Annotated in this window: 22 protein-coding genes; 12 read left to right on the top strand and 10 right to left on the bottom strand. The window is 73.4% G+C overall.

Annotated features, from left to right (window positions below; genetic code table 11):
* Positions 1 to 6 precede the first annotated feature (6 nt).
* The 4 genes from ehuC to AH6_RS07905 all read left to right on the top strand — a co-directional run bounded on the left by ehuC (position 7) and on the right by AH6_RS07905 (position 4,047).
* On the top strand, positions 7 to 726 hold the full coding sequence (gene ehuC / locus AH6_RS07920; RefSeq protein ID WP_067476033.1) for an ectoine/hydroxyectoine ABC transporter permease subunit EhuC: 720 nt from the start codon (positions 7 to 9) through the stop codon (positions 724 to 726).
* Positions 726 to 1,379 carry an ectoine/hydroxyectoine ABC transporter permease subunit EhuD gene (gene ehuD / locus AH6_RS07915; protein WP_067476030.1) on the top strand — a complete coding sequence of 218 codons (654 nt, stop codon included), beginning with the start codon at positions 726 to 728 and terminating at the stop codon, positions 1,377 to 1,379. The genes ehuC and ehuD overlap by 1 nt, the downstream gene beginning before the upstream one ends.
* The gene (gene ehuA / locus AH6_RS07910; protein ID WP_083982409.1) at positions 1,366 to 2,253 is read left to right on the top strand and encodes an ectoine/hydroxyectoine ABC transporter ATP-binding protein EhuA; all 888 of its coding nucleotides are present in this window, start codon (positions 1,366 to 1,368) and stop codon (positions 2,251 to 2,253) included. Before ehuD ends, ehuA begins: the two co-directional genes overlap by 14 nt.
* 276 nt (positions 2,254 to 2,529) lie before the next feature.
* Entirely contained in the window at positions 2,530 to 4,047 is a 1,518-nt protein-coding gene (locus tag AH6_RS07905; RefSeq protein ID WP_067476027.1) for an alkaline phosphatase family protein, read from the top strand.
* Here the strand turns inward: AH6_RS07905 and AH6_RS07900 are convergent.
* On the bottom strand, positions 4,044 to 4,697 hold the full coding sequence (locus tag AH6_RS07900; protein ID WP_067476024.1) for an HD domain-containing protein: 654 nt from the start codon (positions 4,695 to 4,697) through the stop codon (positions 4,044 to 4,046). The two genes, AH6_RS07905 and AH6_RS07900, sit on opposite strands and share 4 nt — an antisense overlap.
* Before the next feature lie 71 nt (positions 4,698 to 4,768).
* Between AH6_RS07900 and AH6_RS07895 the strand changes: the two genes are divergently transcribed.
* The 5 genes from AH6_RS07895 (at position 4,769) to AH6_RS07875 (ending at position 9,581) form a co-directional block, all read left to right on the top strand.
* Entirely contained in the window at positions 4,769 to 5,722 is a 954-nt protein-coding gene (locus AH6_RS07895; RefSeq protein WP_067476022.1) for a GlxA family transcriptional regulator, read from the top strand.
* Between the two features lie 109 nt (positions 5,723 to 5,831).
* Positions 5,832 to 6,998 carry a thiolase family protein gene (locus AH6_RS07890; RefSeq protein ID WP_067476019.1) on the top strand — a complete coding sequence of 389 codons (1,167 nt, stop codon included), beginning with the start codon at positions 5,832 to 5,834 and terminating at the stop codon, positions 6,996 to 6,998.
* Positions 6,999 to 7,000: 2 nt separating this feature from the next.
* Entirely contained in the window at positions 7,001 to 7,411 is a 411-nt protein-coding gene (locus AH6_RS07885) for a Zn-ribbon domain-containing OB-fold protein (RefSeq protein ID WP_083982408.1), read from the top strand.
* A gap of 31 nt (positions 7,412 to 7,442) precedes the next feature.
* Positions 7,443 to 8,402: a prolyl aminopeptidase gene (gene pip / locus AH6_RS07880; RefSeq protein WP_067476016.1), complete on the top strand. Its 960-nt coding sequence runs from the start codon at positions 7,443 to 7,445 to the stop codon at positions 8,400 to 8,402.
* Between the two features lie 33 nt (positions 8,403 to 8,435).
* Positions 8,436 to 9,581: an NAD(P)H-dependent flavin oxidoreductase gene (locus tag AH6_RS07875; RefSeq protein WP_067476013.1), complete on the top strand. Its 1,146-nt coding sequence runs from the start codon at positions 8,436 to 8,438 to the stop codon at positions 9,579 to 9,581.
* A 251-nt stretch (positions 9,582 to 9,832) separates the two neighbouring features.
* On the opposite strand, the gene AH6_RS07870 is transcribed toward AH6_RS07875, so the two are convergent.
* Positions 9,833 to 10,972 (bottom strand): SGNH/GDSL hydrolase family protein, encoded by a 1,140-nt coding sequence (locus AH6_RS07870; RefSeq protein ID WP_083982407.1) that lies wholly within the window; start codon positions 10,970 to 10,972, stop codon positions 9,833 to 9,835.
* A gap of 226 nt (positions 10,973 to 11,198) precedes the next feature.
* On the opposite strand from AH6_RS07870, the gene AH6_RS07865 reads away from it, so the two are divergent.
* Positions 11,199 to 11,798: a DUF4126 domain-containing protein gene (locus AH6_RS07865; RefSeq protein ID WP_067476007.1), complete on the top strand. Its 600-nt coding sequence runs from the start codon at positions 11,199 to 11,201 to the stop codon at positions 11,796 to 11,798.
* A 143-nt stretch (positions 11,799 to 11,941) separates the two neighbouring features.
* Here the strand turns inward: AH6_RS07865 and AH6_RS07860 are convergent, their stop codons facing one another.
* From AH6_RS07860 to AH6_RS07825, 8 genes are all read right to left on the bottom strand, one after another.
* The gene (locus AH6_RS07860) at positions 11,942 to 12,448 is read right to left on the bottom strand and encodes a GNAT family N-acetyltransferase (RefSeq protein WP_067476004.1); all 507 of its coding nucleotides are present in this window, start codon (positions 12,446 to 12,448) and stop codon (positions 11,942 to 11,944) included.
* Positions 12,449 to 12,528: 80 nt separating this feature from the next.
* Positions 12,529 to 14,640, bottom strand: a complete 2,112-nt coding sequence (uvrB, locus tag AH6_RS07855; RefSeq protein ID WP_067476001.1) for an excinuclease ABC subunit UvrB — start codon at positions 14,638 to 14,640, stop codon at positions 12,529 to 12,531.
* 100 nt (positions 14,641 to 14,740) lie between these two features.
* Positions 14,741 to 15,895: a sensor histidine kinase gene (locus tag AH6_RS07850; protein ID WP_157431337.1), complete on the bottom strand. Its 1,155-nt coding sequence runs from the start codon at positions 15,893 to 15,895 to the stop codon at positions 14,741 to 14,743.
* 48 nt (positions 15,896 to 15,943) lie between these two features.
* Positions 15,944 to 16,552, bottom strand: a complete 609-nt coding sequence (gene coaE, locus AH6_RS07845; protein WP_067476054.1) for a dephospho-CoA kinase — start codon at positions 16,550 to 16,552, stop codon at positions 15,944 to 15,946.
* A 14-nt stretch (positions 16,553 to 16,566) separates the two neighbouring features.
* Positions 16,567 to 17,064 carry a GNAT family N-acetyltransferase gene (locus AH6_RS07840; protein ID WP_067475998.1) on the bottom strand — a complete coding sequence of 166 codons (498 nt, stop codon included), beginning with the start codon at positions 17,062 to 17,064 and terminating at the stop codon, positions 16,567 to 16,569.
* Between the two features lie 62 nt (positions 17,065 to 17,126).
* On the bottom strand, positions 17,127 to 19,082 hold the full coding sequence (locus AH6_RS07835) for an endonuclease/exonuclease/phosphatase family protein (RefSeq protein ID WP_067475995.1): 1,956 nt from the start codon (positions 19,080 to 19,082) through the stop codon (positions 17,127 to 17,129).
* Between the two features lie 231 nt (positions 19,083 to 19,313).
* Positions 19,314 to 20,798, bottom strand: a complete 1,485-nt coding sequence (gene rpsA, locus AH6_RS07830) for a 30S ribosomal protein S1 (RefSeq protein ID WP_067475992.1) — start codon at positions 20,796 to 20,798, stop codon at positions 19,314 to 19,316.
* Between the two features lie 322 nt (positions 20,799 to 21,120).
* The gene (locus AH6_RS07825; RefSeq protein ID WP_067475989.1) at positions 21,121 to 22,266 is read right to left on the bottom strand and encodes a polysaccharide deacetylase family protein; all 1,146 of its coding nucleotides are present in this window, start codon (positions 22,264 to 22,266) and stop codon (positions 21,121 to 21,123) included.
* A 358-nt stretch (positions 22,267 to 22,624) separates the two neighbouring features.
* On the opposite strand from AH6_RS07825, the gene AH6_RS07820 reads away from it, so the two are divergent.
* Both AH6_RS07820 and AH6_RS07815 read left to right on the top strand, forming a co-directional pair.
* Positions 22,625 to 23,629: an asparaginase domain-containing protein gene (locus AH6_RS07820; RefSeq protein WP_067475986.1), complete on the top strand. Its 1,005-nt coding sequence runs from the start codon at positions 22,625 to 22,627 to the stop codon at positions 23,627 to 23,629.
* A gap of 59 nt (positions 23,630 to 23,688) precedes the next feature.
* The gene (locus AH6_RS07815) at positions 23,689 to 24,564 is read left to right on the top strand and encodes a polysaccharide deacetylase family protein (RefSeq protein WP_067475982.1); all 876 of its coding nucleotides are present in this window, start codon (positions 23,689 to 23,691) and stop codon (positions 24,562 to 24,564) included.
* Positions 24,565 to 24,680: the final 116 nt, after the last annotated feature.

The raw sequence follows: 24,680 nt of genomic DNA, 5'->3' as shown, positions 1-24,680 counted from the left end.
TCGCCGATGTCCGACGTCCTCGACAGCTTCCCGCTGCTGCTGAGGGGCTCGTGGATCACGCTCCAGCTCACGGTGTACAGCGCCGTGCTCGCCCTCGCGCTGTCGCTGCTGTTCGGCGTGCTGGGAACCACGCGCGGCCTCGCGCCGCGCGCGGTCAGCCGGTTCTACGTGGAGTTCTTCCGCGGGGCCCCGGCCCTGGTGCTGATGTTCTGGTTCTTCTACTCGCTGCCGCTGATCGGGCTGCGCTTCACCCCGATGTTCGCGGCCGTGCTGGCGCTGGGCCTCAACTACGGCGCCTACGGCGCGGAGGTGGTGCGCGGTTCCATCAACGCGGTGCCAAAAGCCCAGTACGAGGCCGCTGTCGCGCTGAACCTCACGCCCGCGCAGCGGATGCGGCGGGTGCTGCTGCCGCAGGCGGTGGCGCTGATGTTGCCGCCGTTCGGCAACCTGCTGATCGAACTGATGAAGGCGACGGCGGTGGTGTCGCTGGTGACCATCGCCGACCTGATGTTCCGGGCCCAGCAGTTGCGCGCCGCCACCGGTGAGACCGCGGCGGTGTTCGCGACGATCCTGGTGATGTACTTCGTGATCGCCCAGCTTCTGCAACTGCTGGTGCGCTACCTGGAACGGCGCACCGACCGGATGCTCGGCCGCCGCCCGCGCAAGGGCCAGCCGGAACTGCGCACGGTCGCGGCCGGCGCGCCCGGCGTCGGAGGTGTCGGCTGATGTCCTGGGACTGGAACTACACCGGCGAGATCCTGCCGGACCTGCTGAGCGGTCTGCGGATCACCATCGCGGCGACCCTGCTGGGCTACGTCATCGCGCTGGTGCTGGGGCTGGTGTGGACGCTGCTCCAGCGCACCCCGAGCCGGGCCTTCAACCTGGCGGTGCACTGGGTGGCGGAGTTCATCCGCAGCACTCCCCTGCTGGTGCAGCTCGCGTTCGTCTTCTTCGTGCTGCCGGGCTGGGGCCTGACCCTGAGCGCGCTCACCGCCGGGATCATCGGGCTGGGCGTGCACTACTCCACCTACACCGCCGAGGTGTACCGGGCCGGGATCGCCGACGTCCCGCGCGGCCAGTGGGAGGCGGCCACCGCGCTGAACCTGCCACGCCGCCGCGTGTGGCGGTCGGTGATCCTGCCGCAGGCGTTCCGCCGGGTCATCCCGACGCTCGGCAACTACCTCATCGCCATGTTCAAGGACTCACCGCTGCTGATGGGCATCACCGTGGTCGAGCTGCTCAACTCCGCCTACCAGGCCGGGGCCAAGTCGCTCCAGCTCCTGGAGCCGCTCACCGTCGTGGCCGCGTTGTTCATCATCGTCAGCGTGGTCTCCTCGCTCATCATCCGCCGCCTGGAGAGGCGTTATGCCACCAACTGACACCACACCCGAAGCCCCCACGCCCGAGGAGGCGCCGAAGACGCCGCTGTCCAAGACACCCCTGCCGGAGACGGCACCGTCGAAGACGCCGCTGCCGCACGGGGACACGCCGGGCATCCGGTTCGAGAAGGTGGTCAAGCGGTTCGGCGGCAACGTCGTGCTGCGCGAGCTGGACTTCACCGTCGCGCCAGGCGAGCGGGTCACGCTCATCGGCCCGTCGGGGTCGGGCAAGACCACCATCCTGCGGCTGCTGATGACGCTGGAGAAGGTCGACGACGGCGTCATCTGGATCGGCGACCGGTCGTTGTCGCACATGGAGCGCGGCGGCAGGCGCGTGCCCGCCAACGAGAAGCACCTGCACGAGATGCGCAAGCAGGTCGGCATGGTGTTCCAGCAGTTCAACCTGTTCCCCAACATGAACGTGCTGCGCAACCTCACCGAGGGCCCGGTGCACGTGCTGGGGGTGTCCAGGGACGAGGCCGTCGAGCGGGCCCGGGGCCTGCTGGACATGGTCGGGCTGGCCGACAAGATCGACGCGCATCCGTCGCAGCTGTCGGGCGGCCAGCAGCAGCGGGTGGCGATCGCCCGCGCGCTGGCGATGCAGCCGAAGGTCCTGCTGCTGGACGAGGTCACCTCGGCGCTGGACCCCGAGCTGGTGGTGGGCGTGCAGGACCTGCTGCGCGACATCGCCCGGCAGAGCGACCTGACGCTGCTGTGCGTGACCCACGAGATGCACTTCGCCCGCGACATCTCCGACCGGGTCCTGATGTTCGACCAGGGGCAGATCGTCGAGGAGGGCCCGCCCGAGCAGATCTTCGGCGATCCCGCCGAGCAGCGCACGCGGGACTTCCTGCAGGCGGTCCTGGCGACCTGACCGCGCAGGCCCCCGCGCGCCGCGAGACCGGCCGCGTCCCCGTCGCCCCGGGGACGCGGCCGTTCGCCGTTCCGGCCCTTTTCCGCCGTCCCCAAAGGGCCCCGGCGTGTGAAAAGCAGGTGAACCGGGGCCGTCCACCGTCGCCGCGCGCCGCCCTCACCTCGGGCGGGGCGCGGCCATAGGCCACGGCTATGGCGGGCATCGCCGGAACCTTCTGGGCGCTGCCCGGTTCCGCTGTTGCAATTCTCGGCGGAACCCCCTGACGAAAGGGTGCTCATGCCTCGTCGCACGATCGTGCTGGCCGGAGCCGCCGCCCTGGCCGCCGCCGCGCTGTCCCCCGTCACCGCCGCCCCCGCCACCGCCTCCCCCGCCCGTGCCGCCGCGACCCCCGGCGCCGACCACGTCGTGGTGTTCGGCCTCGACGGCGCGGGCTGGGACCGCCTGCTCGCCTCCGACGTCCCCACCATCAAGTCGCTGATCGCCTCCGGGCGGTCGGGCCCGGCGTGGTTGTACGCCTCCCCGATGGCCGCCACCTCCAGCGGGCCCGGCTGGGCCACCGACCTGACCGGCGTGTGGCCCGACAAGCACAAGGTGCGCGACAACTCCTTCAGCGGCAACGACATCGCCGGGCACCCCGACTTCCTGACCCGCGTCGAGCGCGACAACCCCGCGTTCAAGACCTACGCGGCGGTGGACTGGAAGCCGATCGGCGACAACGTCATCACCGGCCCCCTCGACCGCGAGTACGTGCTCGACGGCGACGCCGACGGCTACACCGTGGACGACCCCAAGATCGCCGCCGACGCGGTGGCGCAGATGAGGCAGGTCGGGCCGCACGCCTCGTTCGTCTACTTCGGGCAGCCCGACATCGCCGGGCACACCTACGGCGGGGCCAGCGCGCAGTACCGGCAGGCGCTGGCCGACGCCGACCGGCGCATCGCCCAGGTCATCGCCGCCGTCAAGGCCCGCCCGACCTACTCCGCCGAGCGGTGGACCTTCATCGTCACCAGCGACCACGGCCACACCGACGCCGGCGGGCACGGCGGCGCGTCGGCGCAGGAGCGGCAGTCGTTCGTGGTGGCGTCCGGGGCCGGGATCACGCCCGGATCGTCCCCGGTCTCGCTGAAGAACGTGGACGTCGCCGCGACCGTGCTCGCGCGGCTCGGCATCGCCCGCCCGGCCGTCCTGGACGGCGCGCCGGTGGGCACCGCCCCCGCCGACGTCTTCGACGGGCTGACCGGCTCGCTCCAGGCCCGCGTGGACGAGACCGGCATCCCCACGACCACGCGCGGCTGGACCAAGACCGCGCCGAGCGGGTGGCGGATCGACAACACCGGCATGGGCACCGGCGGCGTCACCGAGTGGCGCGGCTGGACCTTCGCCAACGACGATTTCTGGACCGCCACCGACCGGGGCCAGCAGCGCGAGGGCAACGTGCGGGCGCGCGGGGTGTTCGCGGTCGCCGACCCCGACGAGTGGACCGACAAGTCCTCCAGCGGCACCTTCAACTCCACGCTGGTCTCGGCCCCGTACACGGTGGCGGGCAAGGCGCGGGTGACGCTCTCCTACTCCTCCCACTACCTCCAGGACGGCCCGCAGAAGGGGACCGTGCTGGTGTCGTTCGACGGCGGCCCCGACACCGTGGTGCGCACCTACACCGCCGACGCCAAGGCCGCCGTCGAGAAGATCCAGGTGACCGTCCCGGCGGGCGCGCAGCGGATGACCGTCAAGTGGCGCCTCTCCGAGGCGGGCAACAACTGGTACTGGGCCGTGGACGCCCCGACGGTCTCCTAGGCGACGCCCTGCCAGGCAGTGGCGATCAGGTCGCGCCAGGCGAGCACCGGCGCGTCCGGGCGCTCCTGGCGGACGATCTCGGCCGGGAAGCTGCCGAGCGGTGCCTTGGCGGGGTTGCGGACGGCCTGGCCGACGATCGTGTCGGTCAGGCACGTCCCGCCGTCCAGCCTCGGGAACGCCGCGTGCGCCCGGTCGGTCAGATCGGCGGGCAACGTCTCGACACCCAGGCCGATGACGTCCATGCCCGCGCCGGCGTGGGTGAGGGCGATCTCCGGGCGCATCCGGGAGGCGATGCCGACGCTGGTGTGCAGCGCGATCGCCTCCCACACCAGCTGGGCGCGGTCGTCGGCCAAGCCCTGTTCGGTCACGAAGGCGCGGGCCAGGTCGGCTCCGTCCACCTCGAAACGCTGGTCGCCGTCGCCCCGCTCGGTGAGGCCGGCGTCGTGCAGGACGGAGGCGAGGAACAGCACCTCCTCGTCGTAGTCGGCGCCCGGCTTCAGCCCGGCGGCCTCCCCCGCCGCGCGGCCGAACAGGAAGGTGCGGACGCTGTGGTTGAGCAGCGCCGTGCTGCTGATCTGCCGGACGAACTCGTAGGACCGCCTGGTCAGGTCGGTGTCCGGCAGCGCGAAGTCGGTGAAGTGATCGCTCATGCCCCCGATCCTGGGGCGGGGCGGGCAGCCCGGCCAGTGGCTGGAAAGCCGAGGTCCGCTACATTCCAGCCATGCACGTGGTCGCCGTCCTCGCCCTCGACGGGGTCGTGGCGTTCGATCTGGCGGTGCCCGGCCAGGTGTTCGGCACCACCACCGACGCCGCCGGAACGCCGCTGTACGAGACGCGGGTGTGCGCACCGCCGGGCGGTGCGGCGAGCGCGGCGGCGTTCGGGCGCATACGGATCGACTCCCCCTGGGGCCTGGACGCGCTGGCCACGGCCGACACGATCGTCGTCCCCGGCCTCGACGACGTCCGGGCCGACCCGCCCGCCGAAGTCCTGGACGCGTTGCGGACGGCAGCGGGGCGCGGCGCCCGGATCGCCTCGATCTGCGTGGGCGCGTTCGTGCTGGCCGCGGCGGGGCTGCTGGACGGGCGGCGGGCCACCACGCACTGGCACTACGCGCGGCGGCTGGCCGAGCGCCACCCGCGCGTGCAGGTCGATCCGGCCGTGCTGTTCGTGGACGACGGCGCGCTGCTGACCTCGGCGGGCGTCGCGGCGGGCATCGACCTGTGCCTGCACATGGTGCGGCGCGACCACGGCTCGGCGACGGCGGCGCGCACCGCGCGGCGGATCGTCATGCCGCTCCAGCGCGACGGCGGGCAGGCGCAGTTCATCCGGCACGAGGACCCGTGCGACACCGGCGCGGCGTTGCAGCCGACGCTGGCGTGGCTGGAGGCCAACCTGCACCGGCCACTGACGCTGGACGACATCGCGCGGCACGCGGCGGTGAGCGTGCGGACGCTGACGCGGCGCTTCCGCGAGCAGGTCGGGGCGAGCCCGCTGCAATGGCTGCTGGCCGCGCGCGTCCACCGGGCGCAACAACTGCTGGAGGACACCGACCTGCCCGTCGAGCGCGTCGCCGCCGAGGCCGGGTTCGGGTCGCCGGTGACGTTGCGCGCGCACTTCGCGCGCCGGGTGGCGACCTCGCCGCAGTCCTACCGGGCGGCGTTCCGGAGCCGCTGACCAGGCCGGTGATCGGCCGGTGATCATTGTCACCCGGCGTGGCGTGAACCGAACCGCGTTCTGTACCGTGGCGCGGGTACCGGACGTAAGGAGGCACTGGCGGTGACGCATGGGTAGTGGCGCGAGCATCGTGGGGCTCGGCATGACCGAGCTCGGCAGGGTGTACGGGCGCAGCCCGCGCCGGTTCGCGGCCGACGCCGTGCGGCTCGCGGTCGCCGACGCCGGGCTGGACCTGACCGACCTGGACGGCCTGCTGGTCAGCCACGGGCTGGGCGGCTCGCCCGGCATCGAGCTGGCCGACACCCTGGGCCTGCGCGACCTGCGGCTGCTGTCGCAGATGAACTCCTTCGGCGCGACCGCCGGGGCCATGGTGTCCTACGCGGCGATGTCGGTGCTGAGCGGCGCGGCCACCACGGTCGCGTGCGTGTTCGCCGACGCGCCGCTGAAGCCCAAGCAGTCGGCGGGCTCGGCCTACCACCGGGACGCGCCCGAGTGGTACGGGTTCGGCGGCATGACCGCCGCACTGGGCTTCCGCAGCGTCAACGCGTTCTACGCGCTGGCGGCGCAGCGGCACATGGCGCGCTACGGCACCACCAGCGAGCAGCTCGGCGCGATCGCGGTCAGCACCCGGCAGTGGGCGGCGCGCAACCCGCTCGCCCAGATGCGCGAGCCGATCACCCTCGCCGACCATCAGGACTCCCGCTGGGTCGCCGAGCCGCTGCACCTGCTGGACTGCTGCCTGGTGTCCAACGGCGCGATCGCGGTCGTCGTGTCGCGCGCCGACCGCGCGGGCGACCTCGCGCAGCCGCCCGTCCACCTGTGGGGCTGGGGCCAGGGCCATCCCGGGCACCGCAAGGAGCGCGGCAGCGAGTTCGGCCTGTCCACCGGCGCGGCGACCTCCGGCCCCGTCGCGATGAAGATGGCCGGGATCACCCCCGCCGACGTGGACGTGGCCGAGCTGTACGACTGCTACACCTACACGGTGCTGGTGTCGCTGGAGGACTACGGGTTCTGCGGCAAGGGCGAGGGCGGCGCGTTCGCGGCGTCCGGCGCGCTCGGGCCCGGCGGCGCGCTGCCCACCAACACCGGCGGCGGGCAGCTGTCGGCCTACTACATGTGGGGCATGACGCCGCTGTCGGAGGCGGTGATCCAGGCGCGCGGGCAGGGCGGCGAGCGCCAGGCCGGAAAGAACGACGTGATCCTGGTCAGCGGCAACGGCGGCATCCTCGACCACCACTCCACGCTGATCGTCAGCCCGCACCGGAAGGGGGCCTAGCCATGGAAGGCGTGCAGATCGGCGTGTTGCGGCGGGACGGCCGCACCGACGCCTTCTTCGACGGCACCGCCGCCGACCGGCTCGTGATCAAGCGGTGCGCGCCCTGCGGCCTGTGGTTCGCGCCCGACCAGGTCGCCTGCCCCGGCTGCGGCGACGAGGAGCTGGAGTGGGCGCCCGCCGCCGGGACCGCGACGCTGGTGACCTGGACCGTCACCCACGGGCGGCCCGCCGACGACGGCACCGCTCCCCCGCCCGCCTTCCTGGCGCTGGTGGAGCTGGCCGAGGGGCCGTGGCTGCACGCCCGCCTGGACGGTGTGGACCGCGCCGCGCTGCGCGAGGGGCTGCCGCTGCGCGCGGCGTTCGTGCACCCCGGCGAGGGCGAGTCCTACGTCCTGTTCCGCCCCGCCGACTGAGCCCCGGCCCCGGTGGGCGACACTGGGGATCATGGAATCGCGCGCGCCGCTCTACCCGCCGATCGAGCCCCACGACTCGGGCTGGCTCGACGTCGGCGGGAGCGACGAGATCTACTGGGAGGTCTGCGGCAACCCCGCGGGCAAGCCCGTGGTGTTCCTGCACGGCGGGCCCGGCGCGGGCGCCGCGCCCGTCCACCGGCGGCTGTTCGATCCGGAGGCGTACCGGATCGTGCTGTTCGACCAGCGCAACTGCGGGCGCAGCCGCCCGCACGCCGCCGAGCCCGAGGTGGACCTGTCGGAGAACGTCACCGGCAACCTCGTGGCCGACGTCGAGCGGCTGCGCGAGCACATGGGCGTGGACCGCTGGATGGTGTTCGGCGGCTCCTGGGGCAGCACGCTGGCGCTGGCCTACGCCGAGGCGCATCCCGGGCGCGTCACCGAGATCGTGCTGCGCGGCGTCTACCTGGTGCTGGCCGCCGACGAGCCGTGGTGCTTCGCCGAGGGCGGGGTGTCCCGGCTGTTCCCCGACGCGTGGGAGCCGTTCCGCGACCACATCCCCGAGGACGAGCAGGGCGATCTCATGGCCGCCTACGCGCGCCGCCTGGCCGACCCCGATCCCGCCGTGCACGTCCCCGCCGCGCTGGCGTGGACGCGCTGGGAGGACACCACCGGGACGCTGCTGCCCCGGCCCGGCGGGGACGAGGACCCGCGCGCGGCGGTGGCGGTGGCACGGCTGGAGAACCGCTACTTCGGCAACGGCTGCTTCCTGGAGCCGGGGCAACTGCTGCGCGACGCGCACCGGCTCGCGGGCATCCCCGGCGTGATCGTCAACGGCCGCTACGACCTGCTCACCCCGCCCGACGCGGCCTGGACGCTGCACCGGGCGTGGCCGGGCTCGGAGCTGCACCTGATCCCGGACGCCGGGCACGCCTTCGACGAGCCCGGCACGCTGCGCCTGCTGGTCGGGGCCACCGACCGGTTCCGCCCCTAGCCCGAATGACATTCGGTCCATTAGCGTCGGGGCATGCGCACCGAGGTCTGTGAAACGTTCGGGATCGAGTTCCCGCTGTTCGCCTTCAGCCACTGCCGCGACGTGGTCGCCGCCGTCACCAACGCCGGGGGCCTCGGCGTCCTCGGCGCGGTCGCCTACACCCCCGAGCGGCTCGACGAGGAGCTGCGCTGGATCGACGAGCACGTCGGCGGCCGCCCCTACGGCGTGGACGTGCTGGTCCCGGCGAAGATCGACGAGTCGGCCGAGCGCGCCGGGCGCGGCGAGGGCGGCCTGGAGACCATGCTCGCCGCCGTCCCCAAGGAGCACTGGGACTTCCTGTTCGGGCTGTTCGAGAAGTACCAGGTGCCGCTGCCCGACTTCGAGAAGGCCAAGAAGGCCAACTCCAGGGGCGGCACCCAGGTCACCGCGCAGGGCGCGGGCGAGCTGATCGAGGTGTCCCTCGCCCACCCCATCCGCCTGATCGCCAGCGCGCTCGGCACCCCGCCGCCGCTCATGGTCGAGCAGGCCAAGGCCGCCGGGGTGCCGGTGGCCGCGCTGGTCGGCACCGCCGAGCACGCCCGCCGCCAGGTCGCCGCGGGCGTGGACCTCATCGTCGCGCAGGGCGGCGAGGCGGGCGGGCACACCGGCGAGATCTCCACGATGGTGCTGGTGCCCGAGGTGGTGGACACCGTCGCGCCGATCCCCGTCCTGGCCGCCGGGGGCATCGCCACCGGCCGCCAGATGGCCGCTGCGATGGCGCTCGGCGCGTCCGGCGTGTGGTGCGGCTCGGTGTGGCTGACCACCGAGGAGGCCGAGACGCCGCCACCGGTGAAGGCCAAGATGCTCGCGGCGACCTCCCGCGACACCGTGCGCTCCCGGTCGCGGACCGGCAAGCCGGCCCGGCAGCTCCGCTCGGCCTGGACGCAGGAGTGGGAGGGGCCGGAAAGCCCCGGGCCGCTCGGCATGCCGCTCCAGATGATCATCGCCGAGGGGGCCATGCGGCAGATCACCAAGGTCGCCGAGACCGGCAACCCGGGCGCGCGCGAGCTGGCCAACTACTTCGTGGGCCAGTGCGTCGGCCAGATGAACGCCGTCAAGCCCGCCAGGCAGGTCGTCTACGACATGGTCGCCGAGTTCGCCGACGCGATCGACCGGCTCAACACCATCAGCGCGGACTGAGCCAGAAAACGATCAAGACGTTCACCATATGAAATCGCGGCGGCGCGGCCCTGCGGCGCGTTGCCCGGGGCCGTGCGGCCGCGCCGTGCACCATGGTCCTCACGCTCGGACACCGAGCCGCCCGGCCGGGTGATCTGTGGGGGAGAATGCGGCCGTCAGGCGGTGCGGCGGCGTCCCCGGCCCGCCATCCTCGCGGGGGACGCCGCCGCACGACCCGCGGAACCTCCTGGTCCTGACCGCCGCCGCCCGCCTCAGCGGTACTGGTTCAGCGGGCGGCCCGGCCCCCTGTCGATCTGCTCGACGAACAGCCGGGCCAGCACCTCGTGCCCCTTCACCGTGGGATGGAAGCTGCGCTTCTCGGCCGACAGCGCCGACAGGCTCACCGACAACCCGTTCATGTAGGGGTCGGCGCTGCCCACCTCGTGCCCGGCGAACGCGCTGTAGGCGTCGGCGAACTCCACGCTGCCCGGCCGCCCGGCCGCCGCGAGGCGCCCGTCGGCCTCGGCGACCGCCTGCCGGATCAGCTCGTTCAGCTCGCGGGCGCGGGCGTTCAGCCACCGCTGGTCCTCGACGCTGATGTTGTCACCGCCCGCCCCCGACACCTCCGAGAACGCGCGCGGGTAGCCCAGCACGATCACCCGGGCGCGCGGGGCGCGGGCGGTGACCTTGGCGACCACGTCCGGCAGGCTCTGCCGCAACACCGCCATCCGCTCGGCGACCGCGCCGCCCTGCTCCTCGCAGCTCTTGCTCCACGGCAGCTTCATCACGCACGCGGCCAGCACCTTGGAGAACCCGATGTCGTTGCCGCCGACGCTGAGGGTGATCAGGCTGGTGCCGGCGCCGACCCGGCCGAGCTGCGGCGGCTCGCCGCCCTTGCCGTCCAGCACGTCGGCCGTCGTCGCGCCCGAGCAGGCCCAGAACGCCGTGCCCCCCGCGAACGGGAACGCCTTGGACACCGCGTGGTAGTACGCCTTGGAGGTGCGGTGGCAGCGCTCCAGGGGGTTCTGGTCGGCCAGGTTGCCCTCCGCGCCGACGCCGGAGGAGTAGGAGTCGCCGAGCGCGACGTAGGCGCCCCGCGTGGCGGCCTCCACCGGCGTGAGCCGCTGCCCCGGACCACGCACGGGATCGTCGAGCGGCGCGCCGGGGGCCGTGCGGCATCCCGCGCCGAGCACCGAGCAGCGCGCGGCGGGCAGGGCCACCAGCGGAACGATCATGAGCAGCAGGAGGGCCACCAGCACGGCCACGGCCGAACCGCGCTCGCCGAGCCGTTCGCGGACACGCCCCGGCAACGCTCCGAGCCCGGTCCCCGGCCCGGCCCCCGACTCCGCCCCCGACTCCGCCTCCGGTCCTGCCTGCGGTTCCGTCTCCGGCTTGGTTCCCGGCCCCGTCATCGTGCTCCTCTCCGCTCCCCTGGACGAGTGTCACGCTCCCGCGGTTCCCGCCTTTACATTGTAGATTTTTTATGGACGCCGCTCCGACCACGATAGGCGGGCGACCGCGCCCGCGCCGTCCCCGATCGGGTGACACGCCCGACAGTGTCCTGGGGTGCGGTGGAACGTCCGTGGGTATCCCTCCGTCCAAGGGGGACCACGACGTTCACTGGGGGGACGCCGCATCATGCTGGGGTTACTGACCGGTCTGGGGTTGTCGGCCGCAGCGGGCCTGAACGCCTACATCCCGATGTTGGTGGTCGGCGCGCTCGACCGCTACACCGACCTGGTGCGGCTGCCGGCCGAGTTCGGCTGGCTCGCCAACGGCTGGGTGCTGGGCACGCTGGTGTTGCTGCTGGCCACCGAGGTCATCCTGGACAAGGTGCCGGTGGTCGACAGCGTCAACGACGCGATCCAGACCCTGGTGCGCCCGGCGGCGGGCGGCGCGGTGTTCGCCGCCACCGACGCCGCCGAGCGGCTGGACTCCTCGGCGTTCATGCAGGACAACCCGTGGATCGGGTGGGCGCTGGGCATCATGGTGGCGCTGGTGGTGCACGTGACCAAGGCGACGGTGCGGCCGGTGGTCAACGCCGGGACGCTCGGCACCGGCGCGCCGGTGGTCAGCACCGTCGAGGACACCGTCTCGCTCGGCATGAGCCTGCTGGCGATCCTGCTGCCGGTCGTGGCGCTGGTGGTGCTGGTGCTGCTGGCCTACGTCGCGCTGCGGCTGCTGCGCAGGGCCCGCCGCCGCAGGCGACGCCGCGCCGCCCCGTCAGCCACCACATGACAGCGCCACTCCCCCGTCCAGCCGTCACAGGCGGCACCGCACCGCGAGACCGGCTTCACATGACCGTGACCGGGCCACACCATCCGGCCGACCGCCACAGAGGGAGCCGCGCCACACGATGAGCCGCCACGAAGCGGGTCGGGCTAAGTGGTCGGCCGCCACATGACCAGGCGGGGGCCCAGCTCGTGCAGGCCCGAGTGGATCTCCTCGTCCCAGTGGGCGCGCAGCCCGGGACCCCAGCGGTCGGCGGGCAGCTCGGCGAAGCCGTGCGCGGCGTACCAGGGGCCGTTCCACGGGACGTCGCGGAAGGTCAGCAGGCTGACGCCCGGCAGCCCGGCCGCGGCGGCGCGCTCCACGACCGCGCGCAGCAGCCGGCCGCCGATCCCCCGCCCGACGAGGTCGGCGCGCACGGCGATCTGCTCCAGGTGGGCGGCGCCGTCCACCCCCACCACCGCGGCGTAGCCGAGCGGCGGGTCGCCCGCCACCACGATGTCGGCCGAGGTGCCGATCATCTGCTCGATCACCGTGGGGCCCGGCGGGAACACGATGCCCAGCGGCCGGAACAGCTCGTCGGCCATGCGCTCGATCTCGGGCAGCAGGGCCAGGTCGGCGGGCGCGGCGGTGCGCACCTGCGTGGCGACGGAATCCATGGCCCCGATCGTAGAAGAAGCGCACCCTTGACGACACCGCATTAACGGCACGACGGCCCGAACGCGTGCCCCGGGCGGGGTCAGCTCACGCCGGCCTCCTTCATGTCGCGCAGCTCGCGCTTCAGTTCCTTGATCTCGTCGCGCAGGCGGGCGGCCAGCTCGAACTGCAGGTCGGTCGCGGCCTGGTGCATCTGGGTCGTCATCTGCTCGATCAGGCCCTCCAGCTCCTCGCGAGGGCGGTCGCCCACCAGGTCGGCGGCGTGCCGGCCCGCCTTGCGCGAGCCCAGGCCCGGGACCGGGGCCTTGCCGCGGCTCTGCTGGCGGCCGGCGCCGCCGATCAGGGTCTCGGTGTCGGCGTCCTCGCGGACCAGGGAGTCGAGGATGTCGGCGATCTTCTTGCGGAGGGCCTGCGGCTCGATGCCGTGCTCGGCGTTGTAGGCCTGCTGCTTGGCGCGGCGCCGGGTGGTCTCGTCGATCGCGCGCTCCATCGACGGGGTGATGGTGTCGGCGTACATGTGCACCTGGCCGGACACGTTGCGGGCCGCGCGGCCGATGGTCTGGATCAGGGAGGTCTCCGAGCGCAGGAAGCCCTCCTTGTCGGCGTCCAGGATCGCGACCAGCGACACCTCGGGCAGGTCCAGGCCCTCGCGCAGCAGGTTGATGCCGACCAGCACGTCGTACTCGCCGGCGCGCAGCTCGCGCAGCAGCTCGATGCGGCGCAGGGTGTCGACCTCGCTGTGCAGGTAGCGGACCTGGATGCCGAGCTCCAGCAGGTAGTCGGTGAGGTCCTCCGACATCTTCTTGGTCAGGGTGGTGACCAGCACGCGCTCGTCGCGCTCGGTGCGCAGCCGGATCTCGTGGATGAGGTCGTCGATCTGGCCCTTGGTGGGCTTGACGACGATCTCGGGGTCGATCAGGCCGGTCGGGCGGATGACCTGCTCGACGACCTCGCCCTTGACGCGGTTCAGCTCGTAGTTGCCCGGGGTGGCCGACAGGTAGACGGTCTGGCCGATGCGCTCCAGGAACTCCTCCCACTTCAGCGGGCGGTTGTCCATCGCCGACGGCAGCCGGAAGCCGTGCTCGACCAGCATGCGCTTGCGGGAGGCGTCGCCCTCGTACATCGCGCCGATCTGCGGGACGGTCTGGTGGGACTCGTCGACGACCAGCAGGAAGTCCTCGGGGAAGAAGTCCAGCAGGGTGTTGGGCGCGGTGCCGGGCGCTCGGCCGTCGATGTGGCGGGAGTAGTTCTCGATGCCGGAGGCGGTGCCGACCTGCCGCATCATCTCGATGTCGTAGGTGGTGCGCATCCGCAGCCGCTGGGCCTCCAGCAGCTTGCCCTGCCGCTCCATCGTGGCGAGGCTCTCGGCCAGCTCGGCCTCGATGTCGCCGATGGCGCGCTCCATGCGCTCGGGGCCGGCGACGTAGTGGGAGGCGGGGAAGACGTACAGCTCGTCGTCCTCCGACAGGACCTCGCCGGTGAGCGGGTGCAGGGTGGCGAGCTTCTCGATCTCGTCGCCGAACATCTCGATCCGGACCGCGAGCTCCTCGTACTGCGGGATGATCTCGATGGTGTCGCCGCGCACCCGGAAGGTGCCGCGGGTGAAGGCGAGGTCGTTGCGCGAGTACTGCATGCCGACCAGGTGGCGCAGCAGGTCGTCGCGGTCGTACTCCTGGCCGACGCGCAGCCGCAACATGCGGTCGACGTACTCCTGCGGGGTGCCCAGGCCGTAGATGCACGACACCGACGCGACCACGACGGTGTCGCGGCGGGTGAGCAGCGAGTTGGTCGCCGAGTGCCGCAGCCGGTCGACCTCGTCGTTGATCGAGGAGTCCTTCTCGATGTAGGTGTCGGTCTGCGGGATGTACGCCTCGGGCTGGTAGTAGTCGTAGTACGACACGAAGTACTCGACGGCGTTGTTGGGCAACATCTCGCGCAGCTCGTTGGCGAACTGCGCCGCCAGCGTCTTGTTCGGCTGCATGACCAGCACCGGCCGCTGGAGCTTCTCGATCAGCCAGGCGATGGTGGCGGTCTTGCCGGTGCCGGTGGCGCCCAGCAGCACCGAGTCCTTCTCGCCCCGGCCGACGCGCTCGGCCAGCTCGGCGATCGCCTGCGGCTGGTCGCCCGACGGCGTCATCTCCGTGACGACCTCGAACGGCGCCACCTTGCGCTGCAGGTCCGTGATCGGCCGCATCCCTCGCCTCTCCCCTGATGAGCAGCGGATCTGGACGATCCGCACACCCCACTGTATGCAGGGGGTGGGACAATCTCCGGCGGCCGGGTATTCCCGCAGGTCAAATGACGGGCAGCGGGACGCGGGCGCGCAGCGCGTAGCCCCCGTCGCCGGTCGGCCCGGCCTCGAAGGTGCCGCCGAGGGCGGTGACCCGCTCGCGCAGCCCGACCAGGCCGTTGCCGCCGCTGGGCAGCCGGTGCGCCGCCGGCACGGCGGGCGCGGTGTTGACCACGGTGACCTCCACGGCCTCGGGCAGCATCCCGAGCTCCACGCGGGTGGCGGCGTCCCCGGCGTGCTTGTGGACGTTGGTGAGCGACTCCTGCACCAGCCGGTAGACGGTGCGGCCCACGGCGGCGGGCATGGGCCGCTCGTCGCCGGTCACCGCCAGCTCCACCGCCAGCCCGGCCGCGCCCGACTGCGCCACCAGGCCCCGCACGTCGGCCAGGGCGGGCACGTGCTGCGGCAGGGCCTCCTCGCCGCGCCGCAGGACCCCGATGACCTGCCGCAGCTCCTCCAAGGCCTGGCGGCCCATGTCGCCGATCACCGCGGCGGTCTCGGCGGCGCGCTCGGGGTCGCGGGCGGCGACCGCCCGCAGCGCCCCGGCGTGCACGACCATGACGCTGACGCGGTTGGCGACGACGTCGTGCATCTCGCGGGCGATGCGGGTGCGCTCCTCGGCGCGGGCGCGCTCGGCGAGCAGGTGCTGCTCGTTCTCCAGGCGCGCGGCCCGCTCCTGGAGGGAGACCAGCAGTTGCTTGCGGGCGCCCATGTACAGGCCGAGGACCACCGGCAGCGCGGTGAACGCCAGCCCGAAGATCGCCTGGACCAGGAAGGGGGCGGGCTCGGCGGTCGGGCCGGGGAACAGCAGCCCCACCGCGTACCAGGCCGCCGCGGTGATCATCACGGTGCGCCGGGACGCGGCGTAGGCGCCCAGCGAGTACAGCACGATCAGCAGCCCGAAGCCGCCGCCCCCGCCGACGGTGCCGACGACCAGCGCGAACAGGGCCAGCCCGACCGGGTGGCGGCGGCGCGCCACCAGCGCCAGGCCGAGGACCACCCCGGCGGCCGCGCAGACGGCCGGGGGCAGCCAGAAGTCGCGGTAGCCGAACCACAGGAACGCCCCGTCCAGGGCGGCGGCGCCGAGCGCCAGGCCGACGTCGAGCACGCGGGAACGTCGCGCCGGCCCCAGCTCCGGCCACCGGTCCCGCAGCAGCATGCGACGAGCCTATAGCCACCCCGCGGCCGGGCGGCGGGCACCCGGTGATCAGCCCCGGCGCGCGGCCGCGGCGGCCTCCAGCTCGTCCCAGAGGGCGTCCACGCGCGCCCGGAGGCCGGCCAGCGACCCGGAGTTGTCGATCACCTTGTGGGCGACGGCGCGGCGCTGCTCGCGGGTGGCCTGCGCGCCGATGCGCGCTCGGGCGGCCTCCTCGGTCATGCCCCGGCGCGCGGTGAGCCGGTCGAGCTGGGTCGGGACGGGGGCGTCCACGACGACCACCACGTCGTAGAACTCGGCCAGGCCGTTCTCGGCCAGCAGCGGCACGTCGTAGACGACGATCGCGTCGGCGGGGGCGGCGTCCATCAGCTCCTGCATCCGCTCCCCCACCAGCGGGTGCACGATCGAGTTCAGCGCCTTGAGCCGCTCGGGGTCGGCGAAGACGATCGAGCCGACCTTCTCGCGGTCCAGGCCGCCGCCGGGCAGCAGCACCCCCTCGCCGAACTCGGCGACCACGGCGGCCAGGCCCGGGGTGCCGGGCTCGACCACCTCCCGCGCGATCCTGTCCGCGTCGATGACCACCGCGCCGTGCGCGGCCAGCCGGGCCGAGACCTCGCTCTTGCCCGACCCGATCCCACCGGTGAGTCCCACTTTCAGCACGGGCACCACCGTACTCAGGCCGGGCGGGCGCCCGCCGCCAGGGTCTTGCGCATGTGGACGTGGGTGAGATGCGCGGCGACGCGCTCGCGGTGGGTCTCGGCGTAGCCGAGTCGCCGGTACAGCCGCAGGTTGGGGTCGCTGAGATGGCCGGTGAACAGCACGCACGCGTCGGCGCGGCCGGCGACGTGCTCCTCCAGGGCGCGCATCAGGCTCCCGCCGACGCCCCGGCCCTGCTGGTCGGGCGCGACCACCAGGCGGCCGACCAGGCAGGTGCGGTCGCTGAACCGGGCGCGGACCGCGCCGACCAGCCGCCCGCCGGGCAGCACCGCCTTCAGCACGACGGCGTCGCCCTCCAGCACCTTGCGGATCTGCTCCAGCGACTCCACCAGCGGCGGGATGAACGGGTCGCCGTACAGGTGCGCCTCGGTGACGTACGCGGCGCGCTGCACCGTCATGATCTCGCCCGCGTCGTCGGGCGAGGCGGGCGAGATCACGGCCGGTGCGATGGTCATGGCACGACCCTAGCGGGACGCTCCCCCCGCGGGCACGCCGCCGGCGGGACCGTCCCGGCGGGTCATCCGGCGATCCGGACGGTCACCGCGACCGGGTAGTGGTCGGAGGCGTCGGACTTGGCCACCTCGTAGTCGGTGAACAGCAGGTCGTCGGTCCCGAAGATCCAGTCGATGCGCTCGCCGCCGGGGGTGGTGGGCACCGGGTCGCCGCCGAGCCCGGCGCTGCGCAGCCGGGTCCCGTCGGTGATCCGGCTGATCTCCGGGCTGCCGGGCTCGGCGTTGAAGTCGCCGGCGATGATCGTGCGGCCCGCGTTGGCCCAGGCGCCGACCAGCGCCGCCGCCTCGCGCACCCGCTCGTCGCTCTTGCCGGCCCCGCCCTCCAGGTGGGTGGACCACACGTCCATGGTGGTGCGGCCGACGCCCAGCCGCGCCCACACGTAGCCGCGGATCTGCGACCAGTCGCCGCGCGGCATCCGGCCGGTGCCCGAGCCGCGCACCGGCAGCGAGGTGAGGATGGCGTTGCCGAACTGGCCGTCGGCGGCCGGGCCCCACAGCAGCTTCATGCCGAGCCGCCGCGACAACCACACGCCGACGTCGGTGGTGCCCGACAGCAGCGCGCCGCGGCTGGCCTCCTGGAGCAGCACCACGTGCGGGCGCTGGGCGGCGATGGTGCGGGCGATGCCCTCGGGGTCGAGCTGCCCGTCCTGGTCGACGGCGTCGTGGATGTTGTAGCTGACCACCCGCACGTGCCCGTCGGCGGGCGCGGCCGCCGGGGCCTCCCCCTTGGGGGCGGCGACGGTGAACAGCAGCGTGCCGACCAGCAGCACCAGCGCCGCCGCGGCGGCGGTGAGGGCGCGCAGCGGGGCGCGGGCGGGCAGCGGGCCGCCGCGCGCGGCGGCGATGGCGGCCAGCCCGCCCAGCAGCAGGCCCGCCAGGCCCGGCAGCACGTTGTTGGGCAGCGGCATCGGCTCGACGGCGCTGAGCTGGTACGGCACCAGCACCAGCGCGATCAGGAACCCGCCGAGCGCGGCGCCGACGTCGATGCGCCAGACCGGGCCGCCGGTCCCGGCGCGGCGCAGCGGCGCGCGGCAGGCCACCGCCAGCAGCCACGCCGACAACACCTGCCCGCCGACCACCACGGGGACGATCTCGACGCCCGACACCGCGTAGGTCCCGGCGATCGCGCCGGCGCCCACGCCGAGCAGGGTGCCGCCGAGCACGCACACCCCGCCGGGCACCGCGCGCACCGCGAGGCCCGACGCCAGGAACGCCAGCGCCAGGCCCTGCCCGACGACGATGACGATGTGCGCGGTGGTCAGCGACAACCAGCCCGAGGACGCCACGAACGCCGGGCTGGACAACACCAGGATCTGCAGCGCGAGGAAGGGCCCGATGGCCGCGCCGCCCAGCGCGTCGCGCCAGGACAGGCCGGGCGCGGCGACCGGCCCGGAGGCCAGTTCCCGGTACAGCGCGAACGCGCCGAGCCCGACGAACGCCAGGCACGCCAGCCACGGCGCGACGCCGGACCGCCACACCGGGTCCCAGGTGGCGAACGCCATGCGCACCGCGGTGTCGGCCGACAGGCCCGCCACCGCGGCGGTGGCGAAGCCCACCCCCGACAGGCCGCGCGCGCCCTCGTACAGCGCCGCCACCGCGATCATGCCGATGGCGGTGCCGAGCAGCGCCAGCCAGAGTTGCGGCGACAGGATCTGGGCGAGCAGCCGGACCGCCAGCAGCCCGCCGACGCCGGTCAGCAGCAGGGCGCGCGGGCCGCCGGCGCGCCGCACCAGGGGCGCGGCGAACCCGGCGAGGTAGACCGCCAGGGTGGCGATCGCGGCGACGCCGGCGCCGGCCGAGTCGCCCAGGTGGTCGAGCTGGGGCAGGGAGAAGCGCAGGGTCTGCGCGAGCACCGCCACCGTGATCGCGATCAGTGCGAGCCGGGCGGGGCCCTGCGGGACGATGGAGGGACCGGACGCGGACGGGCCGCCGGTCTGGGTGCCTACGTCTGTGCTGGCCAATTGAACGAATGCTCCCGGGAACGGGCTGGGGGCGGTCGGGGGATCACGCGGCGGGCGCGCGGCCGGTCACCGGAGGCCGGCCGGGCGCGGCCGGCCGGACGCCGGGGAAACGGCGCACGGCCGGAGGCCGATCCGCTGGGGATCGTCCTCCGGCCGTGTTCATCTGATCACCGTGCCCGGCGTGCCGCCCGCGCGGGCGGCACGCGGTGGGCGCGGGCCGTTCTCAGCGTCTCACTGACCGCCGGAGAGCTTCTCCCGCAGGGCGGCCAGGGCCTCGTCGGTGGCGAGGGCGCCGCCGGTGGACTCGGTCTCGCCGCCGCCGGAGTAGGAGGTCTCGGTGCCCGCGGTGGTCGTGGCGCCGGCCGTGTCGGCCTCCGCCTCGGCCTTGCGGGCCTCCTCGATCTGCTTGCGGTGGGCGTCGAAGCGCGAGCGGGCCTCGGCGTACTGCCGCTCCCAGGTCTCGCGCTGCTCGTCGAAGCCTTCCAGCCACTCGCCGGTCTCGGAGTCGAAGCCCTCGGGGTACTTGTAGTTCCCCTCGGCGTCGTACTCGGCGGGCATGCCGTACAGCGTCGGGTCGAAGTCCTCTTCCTCGATGCCGGCGGCCGACTCGTTGGCCTGCTTGAGCGACAGGCTGATCCGGCGCCGGTCGAGGTCGATGTCGATGATCTTCACGAAGATCTCGTCGCCGACCTGCACGACCTGCTCGGGGATCTCCACGTGGCGCTCGGCCAGCTCGGAGATGTGCACCAGGCCCTCGATGCCCTCCTCGACGCGGACGAACGCGCCGAAGGGGACGAGCTTGGTGACGCGGCCCGGCACGACCTGGCCGATCTGGTGGGTGCGGGCGAACTGCTGCCACGGGTCTTCCTGGGTCGCCTTGAGCGACAGGGAGACGCGCTCGCGCTCCATGTCGACGTCCAGGACCTCGACCGTGACCTCCTGGCCGACCTCGACGACCTCGGAGGGGTGGTCGATGTGCTTCCAGGACAGCTCGGAGACGTGCACCAGGCCGTCGACGCCGCCGAGGTCGACGAACGCGCCGAAGTTGACGATCGAGGAGACGACGCCCTTGCGGACCTGGCCCTTCTGCAGGGTGTTGAGGAAGGTCTGGCGGACCTCGCTCTGGGTCTGCTCCAGCCAGGCGCGGCGCGACAGCACCACGTTGTTGCGGTTCTTGTCGAGCTCGATGATCTTGGCTTCGAGCTCGCGGCCCACGTAGGGCTGCAGGTCGCGGACACGGCGCATCTCGACCAGCGACGCGGGCAGGAAGCCGCGCAGGCCGATGTCGAGGATGAGGCCGCCCTTGACGACCTCGATGACCGTGCCGGTGACGATGCCGTCCTCGTCCTTGATCTTCTCGATCGTGCCCCAGGCGCGCTCGTACTGCGCGCGCTTCTTGGACAGGATCAGACGGCCTTCCTTGTCCTCCTTCTGGAGGACGAGGGCCTCCACGTGGTCCCCGACGGCGACGACCTCGTTGGGGTCGACGTCGTGCTTGATGGAGAGCTCGCGGGAGGGGATGACACCTTCCGTCTTGTAGCCGATGTCGAGGAGGACCTCGTCTCGATCGACCTTGACAACGGTGCCTTCGACGATGTCGCCGTCGTTGAAGTACTTGATGGTCTCATCGATCGCGGCGAGGAAGGCTTCCTCTGACCCGATGTCGTTGACCGCTACCTGCGGGGTGGTCGAGGTGGCCTCGGTGCTGCTCGTCATGTGTCGGCTGGCTCCGGATACGGACATAGTGGGTGTCTGGTGATGCGCGGAGGGCTCCTGTCCGCCCTGCCGAGAACCGGATGGAACGTGCTCTCCCAAATGGGAATACCGAACCGATGTCGCCGACGAGACCGAGCGCGAGCCTGCTCCGTCCGAAGCGCGCGCAAGCCCACAGCGCAGCGATCAGGATATGGGACCGATCGCGGCAGGTCAATCGGAGCGGCGACACCCGGCGGCGCGGCGAGGACACGGCGAGCGCACGGGGGTCGTGCGGGGGTCGCCCGAGGACCGTCCAAGGGCCGCACGGAGGCCGCGCGAGGGGTCAGTAGACGCGGGCGCGCGGCCGGAACTCCTTGGCGAGGCGCTTCTCGGCGGCGCGCGGAACGGTGATCGTCTCGGGGTCGCCGTCGGAGGTGTAGCGCTCGCCGGGGTGCTTGGCGAGATGGTCCAGCCAGGCCGTCGAGCAGAACTTGGTGCACTCGTTCTCCTTGATCTTGCCCTCGGAGCGCACCCGGGTGACCGCGAACCGGTCGAAGTCCTTGTCGAACGGGGACTGCGACGGCTTCCACCCGGCCAGGAAGACCGCCTGGAAGTCGTACCGGCCGTCCTGCTTCTGCGCCCACGCCCGCTTGTCGGGGATCGCGCCGAAGGGATAGGCGAAGGTGGCGGTGTGCCGGCCGGTCAGCGACACGATCTTGTCCTCGATGCCGCCGATCTCCTTCTGCACCTGCTTCTTCGACATCCGCGACAGGTCCGCATGGGTGCTGGTGTGGTTGGCGATCTCGTAGCCGTGGTCGATGAGCCACTTGAGCCCGGCGGCGGCCCGGTCGCCGAGGCCGAACAGGTCCTCGTTGAGGTAGAAGGTGGCGACGGGCCGGAAGCCGGGGTGCCGCCGCGCGACCTCCTGGATGATCGCCACGGCGGTGTCGGGCGCGGGCTCGCCCCGCTCGTCCAGCGCGAAGTGGCCGGGGGTGCTGTCGTCGAAGGTCAGCACGACCGGGTGCGCGCCCGCCGGGACGTTGAAGCGCCCGCTCGCGAACTCGGCGGCGGTGATCGGGACGTAGCCCTCCCTGGCGAGGCGCTCCAGCTCGTCGCGGAGCTCCTTGGTCGAGCGGTCCAGCGACAGGTCGGCCTTCTTCATGATCCGGTGGTACATCAGCACCGGGATCTCGCCGAGCTCGTCGGCCTTGGCCTGCGCGGCGGCGGGCGCGGCGGTCGGCAGCACGGCCGGGGCGGTGGCCGAGGGGGTCGCCGACGGCGTCGGGGAGGCCGTGGACGGGCCGGGGGCGGCGGGGGTGCTCGGGGGGCCGCTCGCCGTGGGCGGGGCGACGGGCTTGGCGCCGCTGGTCGCGCCCGCGCGGGCGGCGGCGTTGCCGGGGCCGGGGCGGTTCCGCTCCCCCGGCAGGGTCAGGCCGAGGATCACGGCGCAGACGATCACGACAGCGGCGATCTTGTGCAGGAGCGGCACGGGCCTCCCGTCCTCTGGACTCGGCCGGGGCGGCGCGCGGCCGCCGCCGGCGGTGGCGTTCTCCGGCGATCGCGGGCGATCACGGATGATCGCGGTCGATCATGACGCAACCAGCCTAAGCCTCCCCCGTCGCCCGCGGCGAGGGCGGCGCTCCGCCCGGGACGCCCTCGATGCCCACTTTGCGGCTTCAAGGGTGATCTGAGGGAGTCACTGGGGATGCGGGCGGGCAGCACCCCGGCATGCAGCACGCGACCGCGCGCCCGGACGGGCCATCGACCATGCGTCCCGGAGGCGGGTCTCCCGCCCGGGAGACCCGCCTCCGGAGGCCTCCGGCGCGATCCGCGACAGGAGGCCGGGCGTGCGACGGCTGATCCTGCTGGGCGCGGGCGGCACCATCGCCTCGGTCGAGACGCCGCGGGGCCGGGCCGTCGCCGTACCGGCGGCCGACCTGCTGGCGGCGGCCGGAGAGGTGGGGCGCGACCCTCGCGTGGAGGTCGAGGCCCGCGACGTCGACACCGCCGCCAGCTACGCCGCCGGGGTCGGCGACGCGCTGCGGCTGGTGCGGGAGGCGGTGACCGCCGCGGGCGAGGCCGACGGCGTCGTGATCACCTACGGCACCGACACGCTGGAGGAGCTGGCGATGCTGGCGGCCCTGGCCCACGGCGGGGACGCGCCGATCGTGCTGACCGGGGCGCAGCGCCCGTTCGACGCGCCCGGCGGCGACGGCGGCCGCAACCTGGCCGCCGCGCTGCGCTGGGCCGCCGCGCCGCAGGCGCGCGGCACCGGGGTGAGCGTGGTGTTCGCCGACCGCGTCCTGCCCGCCGCCGGGGTGCGCAAGGTCGACAGCATGGCGCTGGCGGCGTTCGCGGCGCCCGGTCCCGGGCCGATCGCCGTCGTCGACGAGGGCGGCGTCCGCACCCGCGTCGCGGCCGTCCGCCGTCCGGCGCCGCTGCTGGAGCACGTCCCGGCGGCCCTGCCGCGCGTGGACGTGGCCGCCATGTACCTGGGCTGCGACGCCACGGCCCTGACCGCCGCCCGCCGGGCCGGAGCGGCGGGCCTGGTGCTGGCGGGGTTCGGCGTCGGCAACGCGCCGCCCGCCGTCGTGGGGGCGGCGCGGGAACTGCTGGAGGACGGCGTGCCGGTGGCGGTGAGCAGCCGCACCGGCGGCGGCCCGGCCCTCGGCCTGTACTCCGGGGCGAGCGCCGCGCTCGCCGAGGCGGGGGCGCTGATGGCGGGCGACCTGTCGCCGTGGCAGGTCCGGCTGCTGCTGGCGGCGGCGCTGGACGGCGGCGGCGACGTCAAGGGTGTGCTGGCCCGCTGCCGCGACTGGCTCGCCGAGGCCGGGGCGCTCGCCCTGCCTTGACCCGCCCTGACCCGCGCCCGGCCGGGCGCGGCCGATCACGACCCGCGAGGGGGAGGACCATGAGCAAGGAGATCCTGGTGGCCTACGGCGTCGACGTGGACGCGGTAGGCGGCTGGCTGGGCTCCTACGGGGGCGAGGGCTCGCCGGGCGACGTGTCGCGCGGCGTGTTCGCCGGCGACGTGGGCGTGCCGCGGATGCTGGAGCTGTTCCGCCGCAAGGGGCTGCGGACGTCGTGGTTCTGGCCGGGGCACTCCATCGAGTCCTTCCCCGAGCAGTTCGAGGCGTGCGTGGAGGCGGGCCACGAGATCGGCGCGCACGGCTACAGCCACGAGAACCCGCTCGACATGAGCCGCGAGCAGGAGGCCGACGTGCTGGACCGCTCGATCGAGCTGATCGAGCGCGGCACCGGCCACCGCCCCAGGGGCTACGTGGCCCCGTGGTGGGAGTTCTCGCACAACACCGCCGAGCTGCTGGTGGAGCGCGGGTTCGAGTACGACCACTCGCTGATGCACCGCGACTTCGAGCCCTACTACATGACCACGCGCGACGACTGGACGAACATCGACTACGACAAGCCCGCCGCCGAGTGGATGAAGCCGCTGCGGCGCGGCGAGCCCACCGACCTGGTGGAGATCCCGGCCTCCTGGGACGTGGACGACCTGCCGCCGCTGATGTACATCAAGTCCTATCCCAACAGCCACGGCTACGTTAACCCGCGCGACCTGGAGCAGCAGTGGCGCGACCAGTTCGACTGGGTGTACCGCGAGCTGGACTACGCGATCTTCCCGATGACCGTGCACCCGGACGTGTCGGGCCGCCCCGGCACGCTGCTGATGCACGAGCGGCTGATCGACTACTTCGGCCAGCACGACGGGGTGCGCTGGGCGACCTTCCAGGAGATCGCCGACGACTACCGCAACCGCAACCCCCGCTGACCGCACCGACCGGGGACCGCCCGAACCGGGACCGCCCGAACCGGGACCTCAACCACCGCGCGAGTGCCTAACTGGCCTGGCGGGACGAAGCCGGAGGCGAGTCCCGCCAGGCCAGA

The sequence above is a fragment of the Actinomadura hibisca NBRC 15177 genome (genome assembly GCF_001552635.1).
GTDB classification, from domain to species: domain Bacteria; phylum Actinomycetota; class Actinomycetes; order Streptosporangiales; family Streptosporangiaceae; genus Spirillospora; species Spirillospora hibisca.
Note: the sequence above shows the minus strand (reverse complement) of the source record. Positions and strands in the feature narration are given on the sequence as shown.